General features: G+C 61.2%; 6 protein-coding genes. 2 read left to right on the top strand and 4 right to left on the bottom strand.

Annotated elements, in window-relative coordinates; translation table 11 throughout:
- Both K1W69_RS26785 and K1W69_RS26780 read left to right on the top strand, forming a co-directional pair.
- On the top strand, positions 1-333 hold a 333-nt coding region (locus K1W69_RS26785; RefSeq protein ID WP_220231557.1), incomplete at its 5' end, for a hypothetical protein.
- Between the two features lie 374 nt (positions 334-707).
- Positions 708-2,663: a M23 family metallopeptidase gene (locus K1W69_RS26780; protein WP_220231556.1), complete on the top strand. Its 1,956-nt coding sequence runs from the start codon at positions 708-710 to the stop codon at positions 2,661-2,663.
- A gap of 81 nt (positions 2,664-2,744) precedes the next feature.
- On the opposite strand, the gene clpB is transcribed toward K1W69_RS26780, so the two are convergent.
- The 4 genes from clpB to prfA form a co-directional block, all read right to left on the bottom strand.
- On the bottom strand, positions 2,745-5,345 hold the full coding sequence (clpB, locus tag K1W69_RS26775; RefSeq protein WP_220231555.1) for an ATP-dependent chaperone ClpB: 2,601 nt from the start codon (positions 5,343-5,345) through the stop codon (positions 2,745-2,747).
- A 197-nt stretch (positions 5,346-5,542) separates the two neighbouring features.
- Entirely contained in the window at positions 5,543-6,223 is a 681-nt protein-coding gene (locus K1W69_RS26770; RefSeq protein WP_220231554.1) for a DUF4167 domain-containing protein, read from the bottom strand.
- Between the two features lie 322 nt (positions 6,224-6,545).
- Positions 6,546-7,436: a peptide chain release factor N(5)-glutamine methyltransferase gene (gene prmC / locus K1W69_RS26765; RefSeq protein ID WP_370688324.1), complete on the bottom strand. Its 891-nt coding sequence runs from the start codon at positions 7,434-7,436 to the stop codon at positions 6,546-6,548.
- Positions 7,437-7,441: 5 nt separating this feature from the next.
- Entirely contained in the window at positions 7,442-8,518 is a 1,077-nt protein-coding gene (gene prfA, locus K1W69_RS26760; protein ID WP_220231553.1) for a peptide chain release factor 1, read from the bottom strand.

Genomic DNA, 8,518 nt, shown 5'->3' with positions numbered 1-8,518 from the left:
AAAATCAGGCATGCAGCAGACCGCCGCCCACGTTTCTCTTTCCCCTATTCAATTGTCAAAAAACACGGGAAAACCATCCCGTTCCCCAAACAAAACTCTAAAGTCCCGTCCAGGTCCAAAACAAAGCTCAAAAGCCCATTCCGGAAACCAACAAGGCAAAACGTAGCGTCGCCAGCGGCGACACCGCCCTCGTTGGTGGCGCTATATACCCAACACAGTTTCGCCAAGTCAACACCTATTTTCCAACTCTGTGAAAGTTTTCTGACAGACGCGAACGTCTGCCTGGAAGATCGTGTTGAAAGCCCCGGAAACCGGGCTTTTCATGCTTGTTGATAGAGTGCTGTCCGGCGACAAGAGTATGCGTCGGCCTTCCCTATATGGGGGCGCCGCCACTATTTTTTTAGCCGTAATCCAAATTTTTTTCAGGTTTTCGCCGCACCCCCGTCTGGGACCGAATAAAACATTCTCTGGACAAAGGTTCCGACGCCCTATTGCTGCCTCATTAAAACAACAGCCTGCAGATCGCTCCCGAAGCGAATCGTAGTCTCTGTATGGAATCGGGTAGGCATTCGGGACGTTTCTCTTTATTTCGGGTGAATGATTCGGCCGGAGATTGACTCGCCGCGATCGACGAGGCACATGAAATGTTTGATATTTCGTGAGCCGGCGTCGCAATCGAAAAAGGAATTGGGGACAGACGACCAACGATGGCGAAAGAGAGCGATGTAGCGAAACAATTGGGGGAGGACGAGCCGCTTCTCGCGGACGGCCGCAAAGCCCCCGATCGTCGTGAAGTCTCCATTCGCTGGCTGTCCGGCACCTTTCTGACAGGCATCACCTCCAGCGCGCTGATGGGCATTGCGCTGTTCGCAGCCCTCGACGGACGCGAACAGTTGGCTATTCCTGGCGAAGCCTATGCTTCCACTGAAACGGAAAGCGACCGCGCAAACTCGCTGGGCGCCGAAAAAGGCAGCCGGCTTGTCGGCACCGCAATCGCCGCGAAACCGACCGATCGATCGATCATCGAGGTCTCGACCATGATCGACGAAGGCGACCGCAGCGTCATCCGAAGCAAACCATTCGCGCATGTAAAGATGGCTCTTGCCGCCAATCATGGCGTAAAGATCGACTATCCGAAATTCGATCCGCTGAAGATATTCTCCTCCGGAGAGCAAGAGGAAGAAGCGCCGGCGACGCCGACCGGCGTCATCTACGGCGCTGACGTCGATTCGGAAATAAGCCTGAAGATCACCGAGTTTCCGCTGACCGCAGTTCCCTATGTCTACGCTGCAAATCTGACCGTCGACGAAGCCGAGGAAATAGCGCGCAAAAGCGAAATGGCGCTCGACAATGGCAAGCTGCAGGTTGCGGCCATGCACTATGTCAACCCGCAGACCTTCAATGGCGCGGACAGTCCGTTTGCCGTAGCAACGAATATCAATGCAAAGGTCGTCGCGGAAAATGTTTCCGTCAGCCCTGTCCAGACGTCAAACGCCAACGCCATCGAGTATATCGACGACATCATCCCGATCCGCTCCACCGTCAAGATTGTGGACGCGCTCGTGGACGCAGGCTACGACAAGAGCCAGGCGCAATATTTTTCCGATTTCCTGGCCGGCGAAACCGGCTCCGAAGATCTTTCCGAAGGCGATGTGGTTCGCCTCGGCCTCGAACAGCGCGGCGAGAACAAGCGCATAATTCGCGCGTCCGTCTATTCCGGCAGCAGGCACCGCGGATCCGTTGCGATCAATGACAGCGAAATCCTCGCATCCGCCGAAGAGCCGCCGAAATCGGCCGCTGTGGAAACCGCCTTTGACAACCAGCCGGTCGCCGTTTCGTCCGGGCGCGATCTGCCCCGCATCTATGACGGTATCTTCCGCGCAGCCCTGTCCTACGGCATGGATCTGGACATGACCGACAAGCTGGTGAGAATGCTCGCAAGCAGCGTCGATTTCCAGGCGAAGCTGAAGCCCACCGACACGATGGAAGCGCTGTTTTCGGTCAACGAGCAGACGGAGGCGGCCGACATCGATTCGCAATTGCTGTTCGTCAAGGCGACCTTCGGCAACAACGATGTCCAGCTCTACCGTTTCCACAATCCTGAAACCGGCGCGATCGACTATTATGATTCGGAAGGTCGCAGCGCACGCCAGTTCCTGATCCGGAACCCGGTGCCCAACGGCCGCTTCAGGTCGGGCTTCGGCATGCGCCGCCATCCGATCCTCAAATACCGCCGCATGCACACCGGCGTGGACTGGGCCGCGCCGCGCGGCACGCCGATCATCGCGGCCGGCAACGGCGTGGTTGAAAAGGCCGGCTGGAACAAGGGCGGCTATGGCAAGCAGACCATCATCCGCCACCCCAACGGCTACGAAAGCTCCTATTCGCACCAGACCTCGATCGCCAAGGGCATCGTGCCGGGAGCAAGGGTGCGGCAGGGTCAGGTGATCGGCTATGTCGGCTCGACGGGCCTGTCCACCGGTCCGCATCTCCACTACGAACTGATCGTCAATGGCCGCAAGGTCGACCCGATGCGCGTGCGTCTGCCCGAGGGCAAGGCCTTGGCCGGCGAGGCGCTGGCGGAGTTCCAGCGCGAGCGCGAGCGTATCGACAAGCTGGTCAATCCGGAAAGCGGAACGGCCCGGCTGGCGTCCGCGTTCTGACGTAGATTTTCCACATCAGTCACAAACGAAAATGGCCCGGACAAACCGGGCCATCTTGCTCTCGTGCATATCTGCGGATCGTCAGGCGGCTTCGACCTGGCTGTCGGTCGTCGAAAACAGCAGCCTGTCCGAACCGGCCGAAACCTGAATGGTCTGGCCGTCGGTGATCTCGCCGCCGAGGATTTTTTCCGCCAGCGGATCCTGCAGGTATTTCTGGATCACCCGCTTCAAGGGCCGCGCGCCGTAAGCCGGATCATATCCCTTGTCAGCCAGCCAGTTACGCGCGTCCTCGCCCAGATCGATAACGATCTTGCGATCGCTGAGCAGGGTCTGCACCCGCGCCATCTGGATATCGACGATTGCTCCCATCTGGTCGCGATGCAGGCGATGGAACAGGATGATCTCGTCCACGCGGTTCAGGAATTCCGGCCGGAAGGACGCCCGAACGACATCCATGACCTGATCGCGAACCTTGTCGACATCGTCGTTCTCTCCGAGGCCGGTCAGGTATTCCGCGCCCAGATTGGACGTCATGATGACCAGCGTGTTGCGGAAATCGACGGTGCGGCCCTGGCCGTCGGTAAGACGTCCGTCGTCAAGCACCTGCAGCAGCACGTTGAAGACATCCGGATGGGCCTTTTCGATCTCGTCGAACAGGATCACCTGGTAGGGTCTGCGCCGGACTGCTTCCGTCAGCATGCCGCCTTCGTCGTAGCCGACATATCCGGGCGGGGCGCCGATCAGCCGCGACACGGAGTGTTTCTCCATGAACTCCGACATGTCGAGACGCACCATCGCGGATTCGTCGTCGAAGAGGAACCGGGCGAGCGCCTTGGTCAGTTCCGTCTTGCCGACGCCCGTGGGGCCAAGGAAAATGAACGAGCCGATCGGCCGGTTCGGGTCCTGCAGACCGGCGCGCGCACGGCGCACGGCCTTGGAAACGGCCTGCACCGCCTCGCCCTGACCGACGACCGATTTCGCCAGCACGTCTTCCATGCGCAGCAGTTTTTCGCGCTCGCCCTCGAGCATCTTGTCGACCGGAATGCCGGTCCACCGTGAAACCACATGGGCGATGTGGTCGGGCGTGACGGTCTCCTCGACCATCGCCGAACCTTCATTGCCGGTCTCTTCCGCTTCGGCGAGCTTGGCTTCCAGATCCGGGATCTCGCCATAGGCCAGTTCGCCGGCGCGCTGGAACTCGCCCTTGCGCTGGGCGATCGCCAACTCGTTGCGGGCGTCGTCGAGCTGCTTCTTCAGCTCGGCCGCCAGACCCAGCTTCTGCTTCTCAGCCTGCCAGGCCGCCGTCAGCGCATCGGCCTCTTCCTCAAGAGAGGCGAGATCCTCTTCGAGTTTCTTGAGCCGGTCCTTGGAAGCCCTGTCGGTTTCCTTCAGCAGGGCCTCGCGCTCGATTTTCAGCTGGATGATGCGCCGGTCGAGTTCGTCAAGTTCTTCCGGTTTGGAATCCACCTGCATGCGCAGACGCGAAGCCGCTTCGTCCACAAGGTCGATCGCCTTGTCGGGCAGGAAACGGTCCGTGATGTAGCGGTTCGACAGCGTCGATGCGGAAACCAGCGCCGAATCGGAGATCCGGACCTTGTGGTGCTGCTCGTACTTCTCCTTGATGCCGCGCAGGATGGAGATCGTGTCCTCCACCGTCGGCTCGTCGATGAAGACGGGCTGAAACCGGCGCGCGAGAGCAGCGTCCTTTTCGACGTGCTTGCGGTATTCGTCGAGCGTCGTTGCGCCCACGCAGTGCAGTTCGCCGCGCGCCAGCGCCGGCTTTAAGAGGTTGGAGGCGTCCATTGCGCCGTCCGCCTTGCCGGCTCCGACGAGTGTGTGCATTTCGTCGATGAACAGGATGATGTTTCCGGCGGCCGACTGGACCTCCGAAAGCACCGCCTTCAGGCGCTCCTCGAATTCGCCGCGATATTTCGCGCCGGCGATCAGGGCGCCCATGTCGAGCGCAAGCAGCTGCTTGTCTTTCAGGGATTCCGGTACGTCGCCATTGATGATGCGCAGCGCCAGGCCCTCGGCGATCGCCGTCTTTCCGACGCCGGGTTCGCCGATGAGCACCGGATTGTTCTTGGTGCGCCGCGACAAGACCTGGATCGTGCGGCGAATTTCATCGTCGCGTCCGATCACCGGATCGAGCTTGCCCTCGCGGGCTTCCTCGGTCAGATCGCGGGCGTATTTCTTCAGGGCGTCGTAGCCCTGCTCCGCGTTGGCGGAGTCGGCCGTGCGGCCCTTGCGGATTTCATTGATCGCCTGGTTGAGCGCAGTCGGCGTCACGCCGGCCGTTTCCAGCAGCTTCGAGGTCGCGGCGGATTTTTCCATCATCAGGGCGAGCAGCAGACGCTCGACGGTGACGAAGCTGTCGCCGGCCTTGTTGGCGATGTCCTCGGCGGTCGAAAACACCTTGGCGAGCGGCTGGGAAAGATAGATCTGTCCGTTTCCGCCGGAAATCTTCGGCAGTTTCGCAAGCGCCGCGTCAACGGCCACCCTGGCGTCCTTCGCCCGTCCGCCGGCGCGGTCGATCAGGGATGCGGCCATGCCTTCCGGATCGTCAAGCAGGACTTTCAGCACATGCTCGGGCGTGAATTGCTGATGCCCCTCTGCAAGCGCATAGGTCTGCGCCGACTGCAGGAACCCGCGCACGCGTTCGCTGTATTTTTCCATATTCATAGGTCATGTCTCCGTTTCATGTTCCGCCCGTGAACGGCGCGGAACAAAAATGTGGACCGGCTCCCGGATTCGGCGAGCCGCCTTCATGCCTCATATGGGGTTTGCAGGCCGCCGCCTTCAAGTGCTGCGGCGACGCATATGAAAAACGCCCGGTCAGGAACCGGGCGTCATGTCATGATGCGTATGGGATGCGAGGATCAGGCTTCGGTCGGCGCGGCCGTGGCTTGCTCTCCGGCGCCGCTTTTGCTGGCCGGCGCGGCGTTTTCCTGCTCAGAACTTTCACCGCTGTCGGCTCCGTTCGACGCCGCAGACGCTGCCTCGTCCTCGGAATGCGCGCCGTTGCCATTGCCGTTGCGCGCCCGCTTGGGCCGTGCGGCGCGTCGACGCAGGGGCGTTTTGCGAACCTGCTGCTGGGCGCTTTCCTCCTCCATGGAAATCTCCATGGGCGTTCCTTCGATGACCGGCTGCGGCCCGGATCCCATGACGGGAGGATGGGAACCGTTCACCTCCTGAGGCTCGGGGGATGGCTGGTCATTGCCTGACGCCTGGTTGACGGGCGGCTGCTCGCGCTCCGAATTGTCGCGATCCTCGCGCATGCTGCGCTCCTGGATCTGCGCCTGCGCGGCAATGATGATGCGGTTGTAATGCTCTGCGTGCTGCAGATAATTTTCCCCCATGACCGTATCGCCGGAAGCGAGAGCGTCACGGGCCATAGTCGCATATTTGTCGGCTATGTGCTGCGCCGTGCCGCGAATCTTAACGTCAGGACCATTGCTGTCATATGACCGAGACAGGGGATTGCCGTTCTTGCGTCCGCTATTGTTATTGTTGTTGTTGTTGCGACCGCGACCGCGTTTGTTCTGCTGTCCAGACCTCATAAGTCACTCACCTGATTTATGTCCTTTTCTGGGTAATCTTCTGCGCCCTTCACCGGACCTAACATCCGGCTCCCCCGTGCGGCATGGAAATGCGCGCCAGCGCTCTTCCCGCTTCACTGTCTCAGATAGGGCAGATTCCAACGCCATCCGATCATTGCACGAACCCGGAGAGCCTTGGGATCCGGTTATGCATTTACGATCATTTGCGTGACGTTGACCGGAAACTAACGTGCTTCGCCGGTAATTCCAAGCCTTTTCTTTGAATATGTCCGTCAAATTTCCAATCAACCGCATCGGCAATGCTGCGGCGCCGTCAACGCTTCTACAACGCCTTGCGCGCGAAAGCCAGAACCCTGTCTCTGCCGCCGAGATCACGGCGGCGCTCCAGGCACTCCAGCCCGTGTTTGTCAAACAGCGCAATCACCGCGTCATGCTGGTCGAAACCGGTTTCGAGGACAATGCGTCCGCCCTGTCTGAGATGCTTGTCTGTTTCCCGGGCTATGATCCTGTAGGCGTCCAGGCCGTCCTGCCCGCCATCCAGCGCCCGGACCGGATCATGGCGACGCACCGCGTCGGACAACCCGTCAATATCGCTTCTGCGGATATAGGGCGGGTTGGAGACGATTACATCAAAACGATCGGAAATATTGTCAAACCAGTCCCCGGTCGTCGCGCGGAAGCGCTCACCCAGGCCATGGCGGCGGGCGTTCTGCGTCGCCGCAAGAACCGCCTTCTCGCTGATGTCCACGCCAAGCGCGCGCGCCTGCTTCACATGTGAAAGGATGGCGAGGGCGATTGCGCCTGTTCCCGTGCCGAGATCGAGAATGTCGCAACCGCCCTGCCGCGCCGCAATCGCCGTGACGTGCGGCAAGGCGGCGTCCACCAGGATTTCCGTGTCCGGGCGCGGTTCGAGCGTCTCCTCGTTCAGCTGCAGTTCGAGACCGTAGAATTCGCGCCGGCCGAGAATGCGATGGACCGGTTCGCCGTTCACAGCGCGCGCGACGGCGGAAGCGACGCGGCTTTGCGTTTCAACATCCAGCGCATTGCCGGCGTCAAGCACCAGTTCGGTCAAGCCGATGTCCAGCAAACCGCAGATCAGGATCTGCGCGCTGCGCTCCGGCGCCTCCAGACCGGCCTCGGCGAATTGACGGCCGGCGGCCTTGACGGCCTCGGCGATCGTCGCGGCGCTGAACTCTGGCGCGGTTTTGATCACAGAGATCAGGTCTCGGACAGGGCGGCGAGCTGACCGGCCTGATAATCGGCGATCAGCGCGTCGACGACCTCGTCTATCTCCCCTTCCATCATCCGGTCGAGCTTGTAGAGCGTCAGGTTGATGCGATGATCGGTGACGCGCCCCTGCGGAAAATTGTAGGTGCGGATGCGCTCGGACCGATCGCCCGACCCGACCTGGCTCTTGCGCTCGGCCGACCGCTCGCTGTCGGCCTTCTGCCGCTCCATGTCGAAGAGGCGCGCCCGCAGCAATTGCATCGCGCGGGCGCGGTTCTGGTGCTGCGACTTTTCCGACTGGGTCACGACGACGCCGGTTGGCAGGTGCGTGATCCGGACAGCCGAGTCGGTCGTGTTGACGTGCTGGCCGCCCGCGCCGGAGGCCCGCATCGTGTCGATGCGGATGTCTTCGTTGCGGATCTCCACGTCGATTTCCTCCGCCTCCGGCAGCACCGCGACGGTTGCGGCGGAGGTATGAATCCGGCCGCCGGATTCCGTTTCCGGCACGCGCTGCACGCGATGCACGCCGGACTCGAATTTCAGGCGGGCGAACACGCCCCGACCCGAGATGGTCGCGACGATTTCCTTGTAGCCGCCCGCTTCGCCCTCGCTGGCGCTGACGACCTCCACCTTCCATCCGTGCGATCCGGCGTAACGCTCATACATGCGGAACAGGTCGCCGGCGAACAGCGCCGCCTCCGATCCGCCGGTGCCGGCGCGGATTTCCAGGATCGCGCTTTTCTCGTCCGCCGCGTCCTTGGGCAGAAGCATCACCTGCATTTGCGCTTCCAGCTCCGCCAGCCGTTCCTCAAGCTCCGCCAGTTCGAGTTCGGCCAGCGCGCGCATGTCCTGCTCGGTGTCGCGATCCTTCAGCATCTGCTTCAGATCGCCAATTTCCGTAACGGTCTTGCCGTGATTGCGGATGGCGGCGACCACCGGCTCCAGCTCCGAATATTCGGACGCCAGCCTGACATAGACGTCCGATTCGGGACCTTGCGCCATACGCGCCTCGATTTCGCCGAAGCGAGTCTCGAGTTGACGCATCTTTTCCAGTGGAAGGGTTGCCAT

This window comes from Flavimaribacter sediminis, from assembly GCF_019492055.1.
GTDB lineage: Bacteria > Pseudomonadota > Alphaproteobacteria > Rhizobiales > Rhizobiaceae > Flavimaribacter > Flavimaribacter sediminis.
Note: the sequence above shows the minus strand (reverse complement) of the source record. Positions and strands in the feature narration are given on the sequence as shown.

Coding starts and splice junctions, on each gene's coding strand:
- clpB (WP_220231555.1), bottom strand. CDS start 5,345: ATGAATATGGAAAAATACAGCGAACGCGTGCGCGGGTTCCTGCAGTCG.
- prfA (WP_220231553.1), bottom strand. CDS start 8,518: ATGGCAACCCTTCCACTGGAAAAGATGCGTCAACTCGAGACTCGCTTC.
- K1W69_RS26770 (WP_220231554.1), bottom strand. CDS start 6,223: ATGAGGTCTGGACAGCAGAACAAACGCGGTCGCGGTCGCAACAACAAC.
- K1W69_RS26780 (WP_220231556.1), top strand. CDS start 708: ATGGCGAAAGAGAGCGATGTAGCGAAACAATTGGGGGAGGACGAGCCG.